A 15827-nucleotide genomic window follows, 5' to 3' on the forward strand; every position below is an offset into this window, starting at 1 on the left:
GGACGAACCACTCTCCGCGCACGGCGCGACCCAGGGGGATCCCCCATGCGGCGCAATGCCTCACACTGGTGTCCCGTGACCTCCCTCCTGCCCTCCGCGCGCGTCATCCTGCTCACCGGCCCGTCCGGTTCCGGAAAGTCGTCCCTGGCCTCCCGTACGGGACTGCCCGTGCTGAACCTCGACGACTTCTACAAGGAGGGTCACGACCCGACGCTGCCACGGCTCGCGGACGGGTCCGGCACCGACTGGGACTCCCCGCTGTCGTGGGACGCGGAGGCGGCTGTCGCCGCGATCGACGAGCTGTGCCGCACGGCCCGCACCGAGGTGCCGGTGTACGACATCTCCACCAGCTCGCGCACCGGCCACACCACGCTGGACATCGGGCGCACCCCCCTGTTCATCGCGGAGGGCATCTTCGCGGCGGACGTCATCGACCGCTGCCGTGATCTGGGTCATCTGGCGGACGCGCTGTGCCTGCGCGGCCGGCCGTCGACGACGTTCCGCCGGCGGCTGCTGCGCGATCTGCGCGAGGCCCGCAAGCCGGTGCCGACGCTGGTGCGGCGCGGGCTGCGGCTGATGCGGTCGGAGCGGGCCATCGTGGCCCGCCAGACGGCTCTGGGCGCGTTCGCCTGCGGCCGGGACGCGGCCATGGGCCGGATCGCGGCCGCGGCGGCGGGGCGCCGGGAGAGCGTCCACAGCTGACGTTCCCAGGACACCAGGACATGCGAGAGCGGGCGAGGCAGTCCCCCCGGCTGCCCGCCCGCTCTCTTTCCCCCGTGTCCCCCCCGTCGGTCCCCCGTGTTTCCCCCGTTCCTTCTAGGCCACCAGCTCGCCGAAGGACTCCCGTACGCCCCGGCCGGAGCCGATGACCTCGTCGTCGCGCAGGCGGCGCAGCGAGCGCCAGATGCTGCTCTTGACGGTGCCGACGCTGATGTCGAGGATCTCGGCGATCTCAGGGTCGGTGCGGCCCTCGTAGTAGCGCAGGACGAGCATCGTGCGCTGCAGTTCGGGCAGCCGGGCGAGCGCCTGCCAGAGCACGGCGCGCAGTTCGGTGCCGCGCATCGCGTCGGTCTCGCCGGGCGTCTCGGGGAGTTCCTCGGTGGGGTACTCGTTGAGCTTGCGGCGGCGCCAGGCGCTGATGTGCAGGTTGGTCATGGTGCGGCGGAGGTAGCCGCCGACCGCGGCCTTGTCGCTGATCCGGTCCCAGGCGCGGTAGGTGGAGAACAGTGCGCTCTGCAGCAGGTCCTCGGCCTCGTGCCGGTCGCCGGTGAGGTGGTACGCGGTCGCGTACAGGGAGGCCCGGCGCTCCTGGACGTAGGCGGTGAACTCCGCCTCCGTCCGCGACACGCCCTCGGCCTTCGCCCCCGTGCCCCCCGAGGCGCCCCCCGCGCCTGTGGTGGGCTCCCCGTACGCGATCGCGTCGATGGCCACCATGTACGGCGGCCGTGCCGTACGTCCGGTACCGCGAGCGCACCCCCGCCCGCCCACGGCACCGGACTTCCCTTCGCTCCGACCGGCGTCGTGCAGGCGCGTGCGAACTGCGCTGTTCGTGGTGCTGTGCAGTGTGTTCATCTCGCGCCCCCCGTCGGTGGAGCCAGCTCGGTCCGTCAGTGATCCGGACCTGGAACCGCCCGGTGAACAGAACTCTGCCGGGCCAGTTTCATGGCGCTGTCCGCCGACTGTCACAGCACTGCAACAGGCCGCGCCGTCGCTGTTGCGGGGGCGTGCGGAGTCGCTGCGGCGTCCTTCTGTCGAACTACCGGCCACTCTTAGGCCAGAATGACCACCGTGCCTTTCCTGTTGCTGATCGAGGACGACGACGCCATTCGCACGGCTCTGGAGTTCTCCCTGTCCCGCCAGGGTCACCGTGTGGTGACCGCGGCGACGGGTGAGGACGGCCTGAAGATGCTGCGGGAGCAGCGGCCGGACCTGATCGTGCTGGACGTGATGCTGCCGGGCATCGACGGCTTCGAGGTCTGCCGGCGGATCCGGCGTACGGACCAGCTGCCGATCATTCTGCTGACGGCGCGCAACGACGACATCGACGTGGTGGTCGGGCTGGAGTCCGGGGCCGACGACTATGTGGTCAAGCCGGTGCAGGGGCGGGTGCTGGACGCCCGGATCCGGGCGGTGCTGCGTCGCGGGGAGCGGGAGTCGAGCGATTCGGCGTCCTTCGGTTCGCTGGTCATCGACCGGTCGGCGATGACGGTCACCAAGAACGGCCAGGACCTTCAGCTGACGCCGACGGAGCTGCGGCTGCTGCTGGAGCTGAGCCGTCGGCCGGGGCAGGCGCTGTCGCGGCAGCAGTTGCTGCGGCTGGTGTGGGAGCACGACTATCTCGGCGATTCCCGGCTGGTGGACGCCTGTGTGCAGCGGTTGCGGGCGAAGGTGGAGGACGTGCCGTCCTCGCCGACGCTGATCCGTACTGTCCGGGGTGTCGGGTACCGGCTGGACGCCCCGCAGTAACGATCCGAGGACAGAGAGCCCATAGTGACTGAAGAGCCCGGTCGGGTGCGGGGCTGGGCGGCGGCCAGGAACGGCATGAAGCTGAGCATGCGGCGGATCAGCCTGCGGCTGCGGCTGATGCTGGTGTTCGCGCTGGTGGCGCTGGCGGCCGCGGTGTCGGCGTCGGCCATCGCGTACTGGCTCAACCGCGACGCGGTCCTCACCCGGACCCAGAACGCCGCCCTGGACGACTTCCGCAAGACGCTGCAGGACAGTACGGGTTCGCTGCCGCTGACGCCGACGTGTCCTGAGCTGCAGGAGGCCGCGGACCGGATGGCGGCGACCTCGCAGAAGTACGAGGTGCTGCTGATCGGCAAGGTCAAGGGCGGCGGCGACTGCGCGGCGCTGTCGGACCGGGATCTGTTCACGCTGTCGGTGGTGCCCCGGACGCTGGTGACGGCCGTCAACCGGGAGCGCAAGGTCGACGAGTCGAACCCTTACCCGTATCACCTGTACTGGCAGCGGATCACCCTGGAGGGCAAGCCGTATCTGGTGGCCGGGGCGAAGGTGATCGGCGGTGGGCCGACGGGCTACCTGCTGAAGTCGCTGGAGAACGAGCGGGCGGACCTGAACTCGCTGGGCTGGTCGCTGGGCATCGCCACGGGCCTGGCGCTGATCGGCTCGGCGCTGCTGGCCCAGGCGGCCGCCTCCACGGTGCTGCGGCCCGTGCAGCGGCTCGGTGACGCGGCGCGCCGGCTCGGCGAGGGGAAGCTGGACACCCGGCTGCAGGTGTCGGGCACCGACGAGCTGGCGGATCTGTCGCGGACGTTCAACAGGACGGCGGAGTCGCTGCAGAAGCGGGTGGAGGACCTGAGCGCGCGGGAGGCGGCGAGCCGGCGCTTCGTGGCCGACATGTCGCACGAGCTGCGGACCCCGCTCACGGCGATCACCGCCGTGACGGAGGTGCTGGAGGACGAGGCGGATTCCCTCGATCCGATGATCGCGCCCGCGGTGCAGCTCGTGGTGAGCGAGACCCGCCGGCTGAACGACCTGGTGGAGAACCTGATGGAGGTCACCCGCTTCGACGCGGGCACGGCCCGGCTGGTGCTGGACGATGTGGACATCGCCGACCAGATCACGGCGTGCATCGACGCCCGCGCCTGGCTGGACGCCGTCGAACTGGACGCCGAGCGGGGCATCATGGCCCGGCTCGACCCGCGCCGCCTGGACGTCATACTGGCCAACCTCATCGGCAACGCCCTCAAGCACGGCGGTTCGCCGGTGCGGGTCTCGGTGCGGGAGACCGAGGACCGGTTGGTGATCGCGGTGCGCGACCACGGGCCGGGCATTCCGGAGGACGTGCTGCCGCACGTCTTCGACCGCTTCTACAAGGCGAGCGCCTCGCGGCCGCGTTCGGAGGGCAGCGGTCTGGGCCTGTCGATCGCGCTGGAGAACGCCCACATCCACCGGGGCGAGATCACCGCCGCGAACTCGCCGGAGGGCGGCGCCGTGTTCACGCTGACCCTGCCGCGCGACGCGTCGGCGCTGGAGGAGGGCGGCCCCGGGGCGTCCTCCGGCCAGGACGCGGAAGGCGGTGCGTCATGAGGTTCGCCGCCGTCACCCGGGCCGTCGCCGTGGCGGCCGGGCTGAGCGTGCTCACCGCGTGCGGCATCCGGGGCACGGCGGTGCCCGTGGACGCCGGCAGCGCTCCCTCGCGGGCGACGTGCGTGGTACGCCCCGGCGCGCAGAGCGCGCAGCCCGAGAGCCGTGCGCGGATGTCCGTACAGCTGCTGTGCACCTCGCAGCTACTCCCCGTGACCCGGCTGGTCGAGCACGCCTCTCCGGAGGACCCGGTGGCGCTGGCCCGGCTCCTGCTGGACGAGTTGAAGCGGCAGCCGGCGCCCGTCGAGGACGAGGCCGGGTTCTCCACCGAGGTGCCGCAGCGGCTGACCGTCAGCGGGCCGCGGCAGGGCGATCCGGCGGGCACGCTGCGGCTGAACTCCGCGCCGGACGATCTGCCTCCGCCCGCGCTCGCGCAGGTCGTGTGCACGTTCGCCGGTACGGCGGCGGCCGACGGCCGGAGTGCGGTGGTGCTGGGCGGTCCGGGCGAGGAGAAGCCGAAGAGCTATCCGTGCACCGATGCGACGCGTACACATCCGGAGTCGGTGCACGGCGGGGCCGCGTCCGTCTCCTGACGTGCGGGGCCCGGCCGGCCCGGCGCTGCCCGGAAAGCGGCGCTGACTCTCTGTACCCGGCGGCGGAACCGCGCGCCCCGCGCGCGGCGTCCTGGGGGGCGTGCAGCGTCATGGCTACGGCGGTACGCCCGCCCTCCGATACCGCTACCGCGTGGCGGGCTGTGTCCTCCTGGCAGTGCATCTCCTGGTGCTCGGCTGGCTCGCCCTGCGGCCGCTGACCGCGCCGTGGGTGACGCCCGCCCGGCTGGAGCCGCTGGCCACGATCCGGGCCGATCTGGCGCTGAGCCCCTGGGACGCGGCGCGCTCGATAGGCGCGGGGGTTCTGCCGTTCGCCCCGCTGGGGGTGCTGCTGCCGTGGGCGGGGGGCCGGATCGCGGCGTCGACGCCGGTGTCGCTGGCGCGGACGGTCTTCACCAGCGCGATGATCTCGCTGGCGCTGCAGGTGGTGCAGAGCGGTGTGGTGGGGCAGGTCCTGGACGTGGACGCGCTGCTGATGAACGTCACGGGGGTGACGGTGGCCCATCTCGCGGTGGTACCGGCGGTGCGGGCCCGGCTACGCCGCAGGGGTGAGGCGGGCCCTACCTTGCCCCTCCGGCGGGAGGAGGCGGACCGGGGTCTGACCCCGACGATCCCAAGGGTCGGGATCGCACCGTAGAGTGACGCTTTGCCCGGTCGGCGGCCGTAGCGTTGAGGGCATGAGGAATCGGGAAAACGTTCCCGCACTGTTCCCGCACTCCTGTGCAGCTATCGCTGGACAACGCTGGATATCACTGATGACGCCGCACCGGTGTCCGACGAACGAGGAGTCGCCGCCATGTCCGCTCCGCTGGTCCGCCCCCGCAACCACAGGATGATCGCCGGCGTCTGCGCGGGCCTGGCCGAGCGCTTCGGGATGTCCCGCACGACGATGCGCCTGATCTTCCTGGCCTCGTGCCTGCTGCCCGGCCCGCAGTTCGTGCTCTACATCGTGCTGTGGATCCTGATGCCGTCCGAGGGCAGCGCCCGCGCCGCCGCGAAGACCTCCACCTGGTAGGCCGCCCGGCGCTCTTCGGGCGGCGGTACGCGCGACGGGCCGCGCACCCTCCGTTCGAGGGTGCGCGGCCCGTCGCGCTCTTCGTCCCGTACTCCGTGCGTGGGTGCGCCGCCGCGTCAGCGGATGTTGGGGGTGCCCAGGCCCGGCATGGACAGCCCGTTGGGCGCGATGACATTGGTGGGCAGCGCGCCGAGCAGGCCCGCGTTGCCCTTGTTGTCGGCGGGGTGGCCCGCCTGCTTCCCGGCGGGGTGCCCGGCCTGCTTCCCGGCGGGTTGGCCCGCCTGCTTGCCGGTGAGGGGGCCGGTCAGCTTGTCGGTCGGGAGGTGGGGTGCGAGCGCGATGTCGCCCGCCTTGGCCGTCTGCTCCAGGACGCCGGAGCGGACGAGGTGGTCGGTGGCGAGGAGCGCCGGCCCGCCCGTGGGCACCGCCGGGGCCAGCTGGGCCACCGGAACCCCCTTGGCGGCGCCGGTGGCGGTGGTGGTGACGGACTCGAGCGTGCCGGCGGAGGCGGTGCCCGCCGCGGCGACGGCGAAGGCGGCACCGAGAACGGCGGCGCCGAGAGCCTTGAGAGATGCCTGCTTCATCAGAGACCTGTCCTCATGACGGGAATGACGATGACGGGAATGACGCGGAAATGCCGAGCGGCACTGCAACGTAGCGACGACCGCGGTGAGCCCGCAATGAAGGACACGGCAGCAAAACGGCCGGGGCTTGAAGCCCCGGCCGAATTCACTGTATTCATGCGCGCCGGCCCGCGCGCCGGGCCGGACGGGAATTGCTGGTCAGACGGATTCCGTCGCCGGGCGGCGGAACAGCCACTCGGACTTCAGCTCGGCGTAGCCCGGCTTGATCACGTCGTTGATCATGGCGAGACGTTCGTCGAATGGGATGAAGGCCGACTTCATGGCGTTGACCGTGAACCACTGCATGTCGTCCAGCGAGTAGCCGAAGGCCTTGACCAGGTGCTCGAATTCCAGGCTCATGCTGGTGCCGCTCATCAGACGATTATCGGTGTTCACCGTCAGCCGGAAATGCAGATTACGGAGAAGTCCGATGGGGTGCTCTTCGTACGAAGCGGCCGCCGCGGTCTGGAGGTTCGAGGTCGGGCACATTTCCAGCGGAATGCGCTTGTCCCGCACGTAGGAGGCCAGCCGGCCGAGCTTCACCGAGCCGTCCTCGGCGATCTCGATGTCGTCGATGATGCGCACGCCGTGGCCCAGCCGGTCGGCGCCGCACCACTGCAGGGCCTGCCAGATGGACGGCAGGCCGAAGGCCTCGCCCGCGTGGATGGTGAAGTGGTTGTTCTCGCGCTTGAGGTACTCGAACGCGTCCAGGTGACGGGTGGGAGGGAAGCCCGCCTCGGCACCCGCGATGTCGAAGCCGACGACGCCGGAGTCGCGGTAGCGGTTGGCCAGTTCGGCGATCTCCAGCGCGCGGGCCGCGTGCCGCATGGCGGTCAGCAGCGCGCCGACGCGGATGCGGTGGCCGTTGGCGCGCGCCCGCGCCTCGCCCTGACGGAAGCCCTCGTTCACGGCCTCGACGACCTGCTCGAGGGTGAGACCGGCCTCCAGGTGCTGCTCGGGGGCGTAGCGCACCTCGGCGTAGACGACGCCGTCCTCGGCCAGGTCCTCGGCGCACTCGGCGGCCACGCGGATCAGCGCCTCGCGGGTCTGCATCACGGCGCAGGTGTGCGCGAAGGTCTCCAGGTAGCGCTCCAGCGAGCCGGAGTCGGCCGCCTCGCGGAACCAGACGCCCAGCTTGTCGGGGTCGGTCTCGGGGAGCTTGTCGTAGCCGATCGCGTCCGCGAGGTCGACGACCGTGCCGGGGCGCAGACCGCCGTCGAGGTGGTCGTGGAGCAGCACCTTGGGCGCACGGCGGATCTGCTCGGGGTTCGGGCGGGGGCCCGTCGGAGAAGTCACTTGGGAGGTGGTCTCGCTCGTCATTTCGGCACTCTAGCCCCTACGCGCGTAGATGTCGGCGAACGATACGGAACGGTGACCCATCGGCGGGGTGGACACCGCCCGTCCTTCTGCCATCGTTGTCTGCCATGGTGCAACAAGCGTTGCCGCAGCGAGAACCGGAAGGACCGACGGGCCGCGAGGGGCAGGCGGGACGGACGGGACCGGAAGGCCTGCCGGACACGGCCCGCCTCGGCAGGCCGCTCGGTGCGGTGGCCGCCGGGAACGCCGTGCACGGCGTGGCCCTGCTGCTCCCCGGCGGCGCCCCGGCCGGGCTGCGCCGCCCCTCGTTCCTGGCCGCGGCCGCCCAGCGACAGCTGGCACGCCGACTGGCCCGAGCGGGTGAACGGGACGGGCTGGTGGTCCATGTCGTCCGCTACCGCCACCGCGGCTGGAACGGTCCCGCCGCGCACCCCGTGCGGGACGCCGAATGGGCGGCGGACGAGGTGGTGCGGCGCTACGGCGACGTACCGGTCTGCCTGATCGGTACGGGCATGGGCGCCCGCGCCGCGCTGCGGGCCGCCGGGCACCCGGCCGTCACGGCGGTGCTGGCGATCGCCCCCTGGCTGCCCGAGCCGGAGGCCGTGCTCGACCCCGACCCGGTGCGCCAGCTCACGGGCAGACGGGTGCTGCTGGTGCACGGCACCAACGACGAGCGCACCGACCCCGATCTGTCGTACCGCCTCGCCGAGCGCGCCAAGAAGGTCAACCGCGACGTGTGCCGCTTCGAGGTCCACTCCGACGGTCACACGCTGCGCCAGCACCGGCTCGAAGTGCTGGCATTGGCGGCGGACTTCGTCCGGGGCTCGCTGTTCGGCCACCACTACGCGCGTCCGGTGGCGGACGCGCTGGCGGCGCCGCCGCCGCTGGGGCTGCGGATGCCGCTGGCGTCGGGGTTCGGGGCGTCGCTGCGGTACTAGCGGGTGCTAGCGGGTGCTAGCGGTGCAGCAGGAGTTGCCCCCTGCGAGAGAGCAGGAACTTCTTGAACGCCGCCACCGGCGGGGTGTCCGGGTGCCCGTCCAGCCAGGCAACGCCGATCTCGCGGACGGCGCGCGGGGCGGTGACGGTGAGTTCGACGACGTCCGGGCGCGGGACGGCGGGCGGTGGCAGCAGGCCGACCCCGAGCCCGGCGGCCACCAGGCCGCGCAGCGTCTCCGGGTCCTCGCCCTCGAACGCGACCTTGGGCGTGAACCCCGCCTCCGCGCACAGCGCGTCGGTGATGCGCCGGAGCCCGTAGCCCGGTTCGAGGGTGACGAACAGTTCCCCGGCCGCCTCCGCGAGGCGGATGCGCTTGCGGACGGCCAGCGGGTGGTCGTCCGGCACGACGAGCCGCAGCTTCTGCTCGTCCAGCCGCCGGGCGACGAGGTCGGGCTCGTCCGGCACGGGCGAGGTCAGGCACAGGTCGAGCTCGCCGTCGCGCAGCCGCTCGATCATGGCCTCGCCGTAGCTCTGGACGAGCTGGAAGCGCACGCGCGGGTGATCGGTTCGGAAGGCGCGGATGAGCTCGGGTACGGTCTCGGAGCCCATCGTGTGCAGGAACCCGAACGCGACCTTGCCGGCCGCGGGGTCGGCGTCGGCCCGTACGGACTCGGCGGCGCGGTCCACCTCGGACAGGGCGCGGTCGACGGTGGCGAGGAAGGTGCGGCCGGCGGCGGTGAGGGACACCGTGCGGCCGTGGCGGGCGAAGAGCGCGACGCCGAGGTCGTGTTCGAGGCGGGCCATCGAACGGCTGAGCGTGGACTGCGGCATTCCGAGCTGCTGCGCGGCGCGCGTGACGTGCTCGTGGCGGGCCACGGCGACGAACTGGGCGAGGCGCGGGGTGAGCGTCACGGCCCAGGAGTCGGCTTCCACATCGGCTGTAACAGAAGTGTCTTTTTCGTTGCCGGCCGATGACAAGGGCCGCCGTGACCTGCGTTCATGCAACACAGGATCGATTATCGCCATTCTGTGCATTGGACGCATCAGATGCAGGCTGCATACGGTTTCCGCATGCCTCCTGCCGATACCGGGGCATCCGTCGTCATCATGCGTTCGGGTGCCTCCACCTCGTCGTCCCTCCGTCCCGAGTCCCGTCCGTCCGGCTCCGCTGCGTCAGGTTCGGCGTGCGACTCCGATGACACCCGGCTGATGCCCGGTGGGCCCGGCTACCGCCGGATGAGCTTCGCGCTCTTCGCCGCCGGTGTGGCCACCTTCGCCCTCCTCTACTCCACCCAGGCGCTGCTCCCCGCGATCTCCGACGACCTCGGCGTGACGCCCGGTCAGGCCAGCTGGACCGTCTCCGCCGCGACCGGAGGCCTCGCCGTCGCGGTCGTCCCGCTCAGCGCCCTGTCCGAGCGCTACGGACGGCGTACGACGATGACCGCCGCGCTGTGTGTCGCCGCGCTGCTGGCCCTGCTCGTGCCGTTCGCCCCGAGCCTGGGCTGGCTGACGGCGCTGCGCGCGGTGCAGGGCGCCGCGCTGGCGGGCGTCCCGGCGTCGGCGATGGCGTACCTGGCGGAGGAGGTGCGCCCCAAGGCACTGATCGGCGCGATCGGCCTGTTCGTGGCGGGCAACAGCATCGGCGGCATGGTCGGCCGGATCCTGGCCGGCTGGGTGGCGCAGGCCTGGGGCTGGCGCGCGGGCCTGGCGGCGGTGGGCGTCCTTGCGGTGCTGTGCGCGCTGACGTTCCGGCTGATGGTCCCGAGGGCCCGCCACTTCAGCGCTGCACCGGTGTCGGTGCGCGCGCTGGGCCGCACGGTGGGGGCCCACCTGTCGAACCCGCTGCTGCGCCGCCTCTACCTGATCGGCGGCCTGTTCATGACCGTCTTCGGCGCGGTGTACACGGTCGTCGGCTACCGGCTGGCGGAGCATCCGTTCTCGCTGCCGCCGGGTGTGGTCGGCTCGATCTTCCTGATCTACCTGGTGGGTACGGTCTCGTCGGCGGCGGCGGGCAAGCTGGTCGGCCGCATGGGCCGGCGGGGCGCCCTGTACCTGGCGGTGGGCACGACGACGATCGGCCTGCTGCTGACGCTGACGTCGTCGCTTACGGCGGTCCTGGCGGGCCTCGTCCTGATCACGGCGGGCTTCTTCGCGGGCCACGCGGTCGCCTCGTCGGCGGTGAGCCGCGCGGCGAAGACGGGCCGCGCCCAGGCCTCGGCCCTCTACCAGACCGCCTACTACCTGGGCAGCTCGATCGGCGGCACGCTGGGCGCCCTGGCCTTCCACGCCGCCGGCTGGGACGGCACGGTGCTGCTGGGCTTCCTGGCGATGGTGGGCGCGGTGTCGGTGACCCTGATGGGCACGCGCCAGGCACTGGCGGCACGACGCAGCGCGGCGGTGGCCGCGGTGGCGGCCGGGGGTCGGGGGTCGGCGATGGCGGGCCGCGTCTGACCGGCGCGGCCGTGACCGCCTTTCCCTGATCGTCGTTCCTCGGCTCGAAGGCCCTCTTCCATCACCTGTCCTGGTGGGAGGGGGCCTTCGGGTTGTCCGTCAGTAGAGGGTCCACGCCGGCGAGTAGTGGTGGTAGTAGTAGTCGTACGTGGTGTTGGCGGGGGTCGGCTCCCTGCGTTCCTCTTCCTCGGTGAGCCAATACACGCGGGCCGTTGGTGTATTGACGCCGTCCTCCCTGCCGTTCGGCCTGGTGACGGAGAAGTTCGAGAACCCACCGCGGAAGCACCAGTCGTCGTTTCCTCCCTTCCAGAGCTGGATTTTCTTCGCGTTGAAGCCTCTGGGCACGTTGATCGTGTACGTGTCGACGTCGTTCGTTTCGAAGTCGTCGTACCAGGACTTGTCGAATTTGACCCATGCGGATTCATGCCCTGAGGCGTCGATCAACTGCCCCATGACGGTGTTGTCGGTCCCGCACCCGCCGTGCGGCCCGGTCGTCAGCTTGATCCGGTACGAGACGGAGTCCGCCTGCGCGGAAGGCGCGGTCGCCGCGGCGCTGACGAGAGCCAGCGCCGCACTGACCGCGAGGCACAGCGCCCGGCGCTTGGAGATGCCGATCGCCACGATCAACCCTCTGACCCGTTGGGGCCGCTCAAGGCCGCGTTGACGTCGGCGACACGGCAGTTCACGAGATCTGCGCCGTTCCCGACGGTGGCATTGCCCTGCTGGACCGTGTCGTTGACGAGGCTCCCGTTGGTCTGCGCCGGGGCGCTGTTGCCGCAACCACCCCCGGCCGCGGCCGCAGCCGTGCCGCCTCCCAGGCCGCCGGCGAACGTGGCAGACATGACGACGGCCACGGCGAGCGGCGCTGCTTTCCTGATCCTGTGGAGCATGACGAGACCAGTCCTTCTCTCGAATCCGCTGCGTGCATACGGACTACCGCTGCCCAGCGGCTCGCCGTGCCAGCTCCCAGGGATCGAATGACCATCCCAACGAAGGATTATGTGCGTGGCGTTGACGCACGTGCGGCTCTGCCGCCACGACTCAGGCGGCAGGCGGAGCCACGGTGGCGGCCGGGCGGGCCTGATCGGCCGCCTCCCTCTTCGCGTTCATGTCAGGCGCCGGGAAAGACGCCGGTGTCGATGGCGATGTCGAACGGCGCGGGCAGATGAATCGCGTCCCCGAACTTCCCCGCCTGCAGGACGCGGTAGACGTCGTCCTTGGGCTCACCGTAGAGAGTGATCGTCGGGCCGCCTTGGGCCCATCTGTCGACGAGCAGATACAGCGGCACCCCGGCGTGTGCGAAGGCAGCGGGCTTGCTCACCCGGTCGTGCCTGAGGCTGGACTTCGACGTGATTTCCGCGATGAACGGGCAGGAACCCGCGGGGATGAAGTGCTCGGACTCGGACAGCTCGATCAGCGACGCCTCTGGCGCCACGACCAGGTCCGGGATGAAGAGTCCGCTGCGCGACGGCACGGAGACGGCAAGCGTCTGATAGATCCCCCAGTCCTCCGGAATCACCGTGTACAAGGAGCGCTGAAGCTTGCCTGCGATGACGTTGTGCTTGTTGGCGGGCGCGGGTGACAAGGTGATGAGCCCCTCAATGATCTCCGCCTTCCAGCCCTCGGGAGGATCGATGTCCTCCCAGGCACGGACGAGCTCATCCCAGCCGCAGCCGTAGTCCGGCCCGTGGTCGACAGTGAGTGCGCTCACGGCGATCCCCTCGATCGGTGTGTCACCACAGCCCAGCATGCCGAACGGCCCTTGGGGCGGTCCACCGCTCTCGTTCACCCGTACGAGGCGTGCAGGCGGTGGGGCCTATGGGCGGCCCCGTTCCCGTCACGCCGTTCCGCCGGGGAGCCTGCCGGCCTTGACGGTGTTGAGGAGGGTCGCCCAAGTGGTGGGGGAGGTGGTGATGACGGCGGTGGGGCGGTCGCTTTCACGGAGGCGTATCAGGCCGCCGGGGGCAGGAGAGATTTCGACGCAGTCGTTGTTCGCTCCTGTACTGAACGAGGACTTGCGCCATTCCAGCTGACACATGCAGTTACCTATCGCAGTTCATACAAGACATGCTGGAGCAAGCTCAGCGAGTCCTGAGGCTTCTGGTCCTCAGGAGCTGCCGCTGGGTCGATGGGGGCAAGCGCCAGAGACGCCAATCGCTCAAACATTCTGGCGTACTCGGCGATGCGGTGGCCATCCCCGGTGAACTCCGCGCTGGTCGAGTACTCCCTGTAGAGGGTGTTCAGCTCAGGTGTCGGCCCACCGAAGAGAATGAAGGACCGACTGTGCGGTGAGTACGGCCCCATCTCGAACGGGAAGATCTGCAACTTCACATGAGGCAGGCGGGCAATCTCGATCAGCTTCAAGAGCTGCTTCCTCATGACCCTCGAGTCGCCGACGCGCATGCGCAGTGCCGACTCGTGGATGACAACGTGGTACTCCTCGAAACCTGCCAGCGCACGCTGCCGCTCAAGCCTGAACCGTACCCAACGTTCCAAGTGTTGCCGATCGCACTCGATGCTCGAAATCACTGCGCGCGCATAGTCTTCCGTCTGCAACAGGCCGGGAATGATCGACGGTTCGTGAAGGTGAACGCTGATCGCCCGCGACTCGAGCTCTGCCAAATCGAGGGCCCTGCGGGCCATCACATCGCCGAACTCGTCCCACCAGCCCTTCCCCCGGTCATGGGCCATGGCCATGAGCGCCTCGAACAGTGGGCCTTCCTCGCAGCCGTAGGCTTGTAGCAACTTGTACAGGCCGTTTCGCGGCACGTCCACGCGCCCAGCCTCGATGTGACTCACTCGAGGGCGGTCGGCGTCGAGCAGTGCGGCGACTTCGTCGCCGGACATACGGGCGCGAGTACGCAGTTTCCGCAGTTCCGCGCCGAGTCGGCGCTGCCGTTCACTGGGGGCGGTTCTCGGTGGCATGCGGTCCCTCCTTGTAGCCGTGCGCAGTGTGTCGCGCAAGCCGGAGACCGGTCCACCCAATCGTTCGAACATCACCCTTGCGTGGGGAATCGCGCGGACAACCTTGGAACAGTTTCAAGTCTGCCCGTACGGTTTCACCACCGGCCCGGCATGCGGCGTTGCGGAAGTGCACCCGTTTCAACGGGAGTTGAAGCGGACAAGACACCGGATCAGCCGACCACGGGCACCAGTGCCTGCCCAAGGAGGGCTCCTCATGGAAACCCACCCAGCCCCCGACTGCTCTCTCGTCTTCCCACCCCACCCCGCATGGGTGCGCGCCGCGCGCGAGGCGGTACGAACGCTGCTGACAGCCGCACGTCGGACCGACCTCGCCGACACCGCCGTGACGCTCACCTCCGAAGCCGTCACGAACGCGGTCAACGCCTGTCGGGCAAGGGGCTGCACGACCCCCGTCACGCTCGTGGCCGAGTGGACCGGACCGGGGCGCCTGCGCGTCCTCGTGCACGACAGCGCGGCCGGCCTGCCCGTACGCGGGCGCACGGCGTCGGCCGATGACGAATCGGGCCGTGGTCTGATGCTGATCGAGCAGGGATCGGACGCGTGGGGGGTGTGCGCCCATGGCCCCGGGCCGGGGAAGGCGACCTGGTTCGTGCTCGGCGCGCCGGCCGGCCGGAGCCGCTCCTGCTGGAGCAGTGGCGAATGTGACGAGTGCGTCGAGCTGTGGGCGGCGCAGCGGGAGGCCGTGGACCGGGGCGGCATGCACCAGGCGGTCGAGGCGACGATCGCGGTGCGGCGGCATGTGCGGGAGGTGCACGCGTCATGAGCGCCGTTCTCAACTGCCCGCATCACGCGGGGTGGTCGCAGGACACGGACGGTTCATGGTGCTGCGGGCGGTGCGGGACGCGCCGGTTCGACGATTACGGGGCCCTGCGGCCCCCGGCGTTGCCGGAAACCGTCAGGCCCAGCCCTGGCGCGCTGATCGCGGCGGAGCGGTTGCGGCGCATGCCGGGCCCACTCGGCTCAGTCGGTGCGGCGTGCGCGCTCGGCGCCCAGGGCGACCGCCAGGCCGTCGAGGATGTGGTCGAGGCCGCGGGCGAAGTCCTCGTCGCGGGTCTGCTGGGGGTCCTTGTCGCCGTACTCCAAGTACAGCGCGCTGAGGCGCGGGTAGGACGCCACGGCCTGCTGGGCGGCGGGAAGCACCTGCTGGGCCCAATCGGCCTCGGTGCGGCCGTTGCGGGCGAGCATCGCCAGCATCGCGGCCTCGGCACTCGTCATGCCGATGACGTAGGAGAAGACGGTGCTCGCGGCGCTTTCGGCCTCTTTGAGACTGAAGCCCGCGGACTCCAGCAGGGCGAGCATGTTCTCCGATTGCCGCATGAGGTTCGGGCCGAGGTAGGCCGTGCCGATCTGGCCGAGCACGGAGGCGAGCCAGGGGTGACGGAGGATCATCGCGCGCACGTTGTGGGCGCCTTCGGCGACGATCTCGCGCCAGTCGGCCTCGTCGGTGGCGACAGGGGGGCGCAGTTCGCCGAAGACCTCGTCCAGGACCAGCTCCATCAGCTCGTCCTTGTTCGTCACGTGCCGGTAGAGGGAGGTGGCGCCGGCCCCCAGGCTGGTGCCGAGCTTCCGCATGCTCAGCGCTTCGACGCCCTCGGCGTCGAGCAGCCGGATGGCCTCGGCCACGATCTGCTCCCGGCTCAGCGCGGGCCGCTCGCGGCGGCCGCGCGGCGGGCGGGTCCAGGCCGAGGGAATCGGCTGGTCATCGGCCGTCATGGCGGCTCCTCTCCGTCCGGGTCAGATTAGCCCACACCGGAAGGGGGTTGCGAACACCGTTCCGCGATGCGTACAGTGTTCGCAAGTAAGCGTACAGCGTGCGCACATGCTGCTCCTTGGGGGGATCTC

The 15827-nt window shown here is 70.7% G+C and carries 19 protein-coding genes and 1 pseudogene; 10 read left to right on the top strand and 10 right to left on the bottom strand.

What is annotated here, in order from left to right; genetic code table 11:
* The first annotated feature begins 45 nt into the window (after window positions 1-45).
* A complete protein-coding gene (locus ACIG36_RS23820) occupies window positions 46-702 on the top strand; it encodes a uridine kinase (RefSeq protein ID WP_399931275.1) in 657 nt (218 codons plus the stop codon).
* A 114-nt stretch (window positions 703-816) separates the two neighbouring features.
* Here the strand turns inward: ACIG36_RS23820 and ACIG36_RS23825 are convergent, their stop codons facing one another.
* Window positions 817-1572, bottom strand: a complete 756-nt coding sequence (locus tag ACIG36_RS23825; protein WP_399931278.1) for a SigE family RNA polymerase sigma factor — start codon at window positions 1570-1572, stop codon at window positions 817-819.
* A gap of 216 nt (window positions 1573-1788) precedes the next feature.
* Between ACIG36_RS23825 and afsQ1 the strand changes: the two genes are divergently transcribed.
* From afsQ1 to ACIG36_RS23850, 5 genes are all read left to right on the top strand, one after another.
* On the top strand, window positions 1789-2466 hold the full coding sequence (gene afsQ1 / locus ACIG36_RS23830; protein ID WP_177338123.1) for a two-component system response regulator AfsQ1: 678 nt from the start codon (window positions 1789-1791) through the stop codon (window positions 2464-2466).
* 75 nt (window positions 2467-2541) lie between these two features.
* Window positions 2542-4050, top strand: coding sequence for an ATP-binding protein (locus ACIG36_RS23835; protein WP_399931280.1), 1509 nt, complete (start codon window positions 2542-2544; stop codon window positions 4048-4050).
* Entirely contained in the window at window positions 4047-4640 is a 594-nt protein-coding gene (locus ACIG36_RS23840) for a hypothetical protein (RefSeq protein WP_399931283.1), read from the top strand. The genes ACIG36_RS23835 and ACIG36_RS23840 overlap by 4 nt, the downstream gene beginning before the upstream one ends.
* A 100-nt stretch (window positions 4641-4740) precedes the next feature.
* The gene (locus ACIG36_RS23845; protein ID WP_399931286.1) at window positions 4741-5295 is read left to right on the top strand and encodes a VanZ family protein; all 555 of its coding nucleotides are present in this window, start codon (window positions 4741-4743) and stop codon (window positions 5293-5295) included.
* A gap of 159 nt (window positions 5296-5454) precedes the next feature.
* The gene (locus ACIG36_RS23850) at window positions 5455-5673 is read left to right on the top strand and encodes a PspC domain-containing protein (RefSeq protein WP_399931289.1); all 219 of its coding nucleotides are present in this window, start codon (window positions 5455-5457) and stop codon (window positions 5671-5673) included.
* A gap of 116 nt (window positions 5674-5789) precedes the next feature.
* Here the strand turns inward: ACIG36_RS23850 and ACIG36_RS23855 are convergent, their stop codons facing one another.
* Window positions 5790-6257, bottom strand: a complete 468-nt coding sequence (locus tag ACIG36_RS23855; protein ID WP_399931292.1) for a hypothetical protein — start codon at window positions 6255-6257, stop codon at window positions 5790-5792.
* A gap of 198 nt (window positions 6258-6455) precedes the next feature.
* Entirely contained in the window at window positions 6456-7616 is a 1161-nt protein-coding gene (locus ACIG36_RS23860) for an adenosine deaminase (protein WP_399931294.1), read from the bottom strand.
* Between the two features lie 104 nt (window positions 7617-7720).
* Between ACIG36_RS23860 and ACIG36_RS23865 the strand changes: the two genes are divergently transcribed.
* Window positions 7721-8551, top strand: a complete 831-nt coding sequence (locus ACIG36_RS23865; protein ID WP_399931297.1) for an alpha/beta hydrolase — start codon at window positions 7721-7723, stop codon at window positions 8549-8551.
* Window positions 8552-8567: 16 nt separating this feature from the next.
* On the opposite strand, the gene ACIG36_RS23870 is transcribed toward ACIG36_RS23865, so the two are convergent.
* On the bottom strand, window positions 8568-9575 hold the full coding sequence (locus ACIG36_RS23870) for a LysR substrate-binding domain-containing protein (protein ID WP_399931300.1): 1008 nt from the start codon (window positions 9573-9575) through the stop codon (window positions 8568-8570).
* Between the two features lie 45 nt (window positions 9576-9620).
* Between ACIG36_RS23870 and ACIG36_RS23875 the strand changes: the two genes are divergently transcribed.
* The gene (locus ACIG36_RS23875; protein ID WP_399931303.1) at window positions 9621-11000 is read left to right on the top strand and encodes an MFS transporter; all 1380 of its coding nucleotides are present in this window, start codon (window positions 9621-9623) and stop codon (window positions 10998-11000) included.
* A gap of 99 nt (window positions 11001-11099) precedes the next feature.
* Here the strand turns inward: ACIG36_RS23875 and ACIG36_RS23880 are convergent, their stop codons facing one another.
* The 5 genes from ACIG36_RS23880 to ACIG36_RS23900 all read right to left on the bottom strand — a co-directional run bounded on the left by ACIG36_RS23880 (window position 11100) and on the right by ACIG36_RS23900 (window position 13925).
* Window positions 11100-11621 (bottom strand): hypothetical protein, encoded by a 522-nt coding sequence (locus ACIG36_RS23880; RefSeq protein ID WP_399931306.1) that lies wholly within the window; start codon window positions 11619-11621, stop codon window positions 11100-11102.
* Between the two features lie 2 nt (window positions 11622-11623).
* On the bottom strand, window positions 11624-11890 hold the full coding sequence (locus tag ACIG36_RS23885; RefSeq protein WP_399931307.1) for a hypothetical protein: 267 nt from the start codon (window positions 11888-11890) through the stop codon (window positions 11624-11626).
* Window positions 11891-12111: 221 nt separating this feature from the next.
* The gene (locus tag ACIG36_RS23890; protein WP_399932279.1) at window positions 12112-12711 is read right to left on the bottom strand and encodes a Uma2 family endonuclease; all 600 of its coding nucleotides are present in this window, start codon (window positions 12709-12711) and stop codon (window positions 12112-12114) included.
* Window positions 12712-12837: 126 nt separating this feature from the next.
* Entirely contained in the window at window positions 12838-13038 is a 201-nt protein-coding gene (locus ACIG36_RS23895) for a DUF397 domain-containing protein (protein WP_399931310.1), read from the bottom strand.
* An 8-nt stretch (window positions 13039-13046) separates the two neighbouring features.
* Window positions 13047-13925 carry a helix-turn-helix domain-containing protein gene (locus ACIG36_RS23900; protein ID WP_399931313.1) on the bottom strand — a complete coding sequence of 293 codons (879 nt, stop codon included), beginning with the start codon at window positions 13923-13925 and terminating at the stop codon, window positions 13047-13049.
* Between the two features lie 253 nt (window positions 13926-14178).
* On the opposite strand from ACIG36_RS23900, the gene ACIG36_RS23905 reads away from it, so the two are divergent.
* Both ACIG36_RS23905 and ACIG36_RS23910 read left to right on the top strand, forming a co-directional pair.
* The gene (locus ACIG36_RS23905; protein WP_399931316.1) at window positions 14179-14748 is read left to right on the top strand and encodes an ATP-binding protein; all 570 of its coding nucleotides are present in this window, start codon (window positions 14179-14181) and stop codon (window positions 14746-14748) included.
* Window positions 14745-14906, top strand: a pseudogene (locus ACIG36_RS23910) (DUF6255 family natural product biosynthesis protein); the annotation flags it as partial. The gene ACIG36_RS23905 and the pseudogene ACIG36_RS23910, both read left to right, overlap by 4 nt.
* Window positions 14907-14945: 39 nt before the next feature.
* Here ACIG36_RS23910 and ACIG36_RS23915 read toward each other — a convergent pair.
* On the bottom strand, window positions 14946-15698 hold the full coding sequence (locus ACIG36_RS23915; RefSeq protein WP_399931319.1) for a TetR/AcrR family transcriptional regulator: 753 nt from the start codon (window positions 15696-15698) through the stop codon (window positions 14946-14948).
* Window positions 15699-15827 lie beyond the last annotated feature (129 nt).

The organism is Streptomyces sp. NPDC053048 (assembly GCF_044547045.1).
Lineage (GTDB): Bacteria > Actinomycetota > Actinomycetes > Streptomycetales > Streptomycetaceae > Streptomyces.

Bases quoted from the DNA above. Each gene is read 5' to 3' on its own strand.
- ACIG36_RS23820 (WP_399931275.1), top strand. From the start codon at position 46: ATGCGGCGCAATGCCTCACACTGGTGTCCCGTGACCTCCCTCCTGCCC.
- ACIG36_RS23825 (WP_399931278.1), bottom strand. From the start codon at position 1,572: ATGAACACACTGCACAGCACCACGAACAGCGCAGTTCGCACGCGCCTG.
- ACIG36_RS23835 (WP_399931280.1), top strand. From the start codon at position 2,542: ATGAAGCTGAGCATGCGGCGGATCAGCCTGCGGCTGCGGCTGATGCTG.
- ACIG36_RS23840 (WP_399931283.1), top strand. From the start codon at position 4,047: ATGAGGTTCGCCGCCGTCACCCGGGCCGTCGCCGTGGCGGCCGGGCTG.
- ACIG36_RS23850 (WP_399931289.1), top strand. From the start codon at position 5,455: ATGTCCGCTCCGCTGGTCCGCCCCCGCAACCACAGGATGATCGCCGGC.
- ACIG36_RS23855 (WP_399931292.1), bottom strand. From the start codon at position 6,257: ATGAAGCAGGCATCTCTCAAGGCTCTCGGCGCCGCCGTTCTCGGTGCC.
- ACIG36_RS23860 (WP_399931294.1), bottom strand. From the start codon at position 7,616: ATGACGAGCGAGACCACCTCCCAAGTGACTTCTCCGACGGGCCCCCGC.
- ACIG36_RS23865 (WP_399931297.1), top strand. From the start codon at position 7,721: ATGGTGCAACAAGCGTTGCCGCAGCGAGAACCGGAAGGACCGACGGGC.
- ACIG36_RS23870 (WP_399931300.1), bottom strand. From the start codon at position 9,575: ATGGCGATAATCGATCCTGTGTTGCATGAACGCAGGTCACGGCGGCCC.
- ACIG36_RS23875 (WP_399931303.1), top strand. From the start codon at position 9,621: ATGCCTCCTGCCGATACCGGGGCATCCGTCGTCATCATGCGTTCGGGT.
- ACIG36_RS23885 (WP_399931307.1), bottom strand. From the start codon at position 11,890: ATGCTCCACAGGATCAGGAAAGCAGCGCCGCTCGCCGTGGCCGTCGTC.
- ACIG36_RS23895 (WP_399931310.1), bottom strand. From the start codon at position 13,038: ATGTGTCAGCTGGAATGGCGCAAGTCCTCGTTCAGTACAGGAGCGAAC.
- ACIG36_RS23900 (WP_399931313.1), bottom strand. From the start codon at position 13,925: ATGCCACCGAGAACCGCCCCCAGTGAACGGCAGCGCCGACTCGGCGCG.
- ACIG36_RS23905 (WP_399931316.1), top strand. From the start codon at position 14,179: ATGGAAACCCACCCAGCCCCCGACTGCTCTCTCGTCTTCCCACCCCAC.
- ACIG36_RS23915 (WP_399931319.1), bottom strand. From the start codon at position 15,698: ATGACGGCCGATGACCAGCCGATTCCCTCGGCCTGGACCCGCCCGCCG.